Annotated in this window: 2 protein-coding genes; one reads left to right on the forward strand and one right to left on the reverse strand. The window is 33.6% G+C overall.

Features of this window, described 5'->3' with window-relative positions:
• The first annotated feature begins 147 nt into the window (after window positions 1-147).
• Entirely contained in the window at window positions 148-555 is a 408-nt protein-coding gene (locus A9G44_RS00865) for an NTF2 fold immunity protein (RefSeq protein WP_065608880.1), read from the forward strand.
• 628 nt (window positions 556-1,183) lie between these two features.
• On the opposite strand, the gene A9G44_RS00870 is transcribed toward A9G44_RS00865, so the two are convergent.
• Window positions 1,184-1,819, reverse strand: a 636-nt coding sequence (locus tag A9G44_RS00870) for an IS3 family transposase (protein ID WP_143426272.1), incomplete at its 5' end; no start/stop codon positions are given.

Genomic DNA, 1,819 nt, shown 5'->3' on the forward strand with positions numbered 1-1,819 from the left:
AAACAGATAAAGAAAATACAATATCTATTGAACACACGCCCAAGAAAACGGCATAAGTTTAAAAGCCCTGCCGATTTTTATTCTAAGGAGTTAAGAAGAATTGCACTTCATGGTGTAATCTAGGTTTTTAAAAATTAGGTAAACTAAATGAATATTGAAATTGCGAAAAACATATTAAAAGAATTCATTATTGCGATGAATCATTGGGAAATACGTTGCTATCCAAAATTAAAAAGTGATTCTTCAGAAGATGCTTATTTACAAATGACTAAAGATTTGAATTTTATATTTAATAAATTTTGTACAAAAAAAGAACGAAAATATGGTCGGCAAGCAGCATTATTTTGTGGAAACCCACCAGAGTACTCACCAGATGAAGAAATATTAAAAATAGAAGAACTCAAAGGGAATAAAGTAGTTATTTACACTCAACAACAAAATCGTACAAAAAGTCAATTTCGTTATACCTTGCATTACAAAAAATATGAGTGGCGTATTGATAAAAAAGAGGTATATGATAAGTTTGATAATAATTGGGACAAATATCCATTGTAATAATTACTAGAATTCTATCGTAAATACGATTAAATATCTGGAAAAGGCAAGATAATAGCTAAGCATTAGATATATCTATTACTGTTTTAATTTAAATATTCTAATCCGCTATATGAAATTAAAATTTTGTTTACTGTTCTAAAAAGCTGTCAATTCAAAGCTGTTTATTAACTGAATTATATTGTTATCAACAATTCTATTTATGATTGATTAAATATATTTTTAAAAATCCAATGTGAGGAATTATTTTGTATTTATTTAGGAGGATGACTTAGATAAAACAGAAAGTATTATGGGTCTAGCAATGGCTCAAGGGTAGATGCTTTTAACGAATAAGAGCCAGTCAAACTTGAATTAATTAGAAGTGTACTAGCAAAAAATAATTGGACAGGCAAACACAGAGAAAAATACAGCAACCACAACCTAATCCGCTGTAACCAGCTACTCAAATTCAGAGGACACCGCTACCTCTATGACGCCCTTGGCAGACGCATCGAAAAACAGAAGTTAGACCGCGAAGGCCAACCCTACAACCGTACCCGCTTCCTGTAGGACGGGTTAAGAATGATTCAGGAAACCGGCCCGAATTGTAAATGCCCCAAACTTAGTACACAACTCACGTAGAAAATTAAGCTGCTTGTTTTAGTGTTTTATACTCAATCGGTGTCATGTTATTTAATGCCTCATGCGGTCTTTCGGTGTTATAAATCGTTAGCCATTCTTCGGTTATTTTCCTTGCTTGTGCTAAGTTGTTAAAAAGATATAAATCGAGTACTTCAGTACGATAGGTACGATTAAATCGTTCAATATAGCCATTTTGATAAGGGCTACCAGGCTGGATATAATCAATGGTTATATTATGTGATTTAGCCCAGTTTATAAAGGTTTTTCCTGTAAATTCTGGCCCATTATCGACCCGTATTTTTAATGGATATCCATGATATTCAGCCAGTTTATCTAAGTAACGGGTAATCCTTCCTGCTGGTAAACTTACTGCAATATCAATCCCTAGCGCCTCACGATTAAAGTCATCGATAACATTGAATGTCCTAAAGCGACGTTGATTACGGCTACTATCACTCATAAAATCCATTGACCAACATTCACCTTGTTTATTAGGCACCAATAGCTTTTCCGGGCATCGTGGAGGAATGCGTTTTTTTCGTTTTACTCTGAGATTAAGCTTTAATTCACAATACACCCGATAAACACGCTTATGGTTCCATTGATAGCCGAGCTTTCTGATACGATTAAAGCATTTAGG

It is taken from the genome of Gilliamella sp. Occ4-3 (assembly GCF_001690675.1).
Taxonomy (GTDB): Bacteria; Pseudomonadota; Gammaproteobacteria; order Enterobacterales; family Orbaceae; genus Gilliamella; species Gilliamella bombi.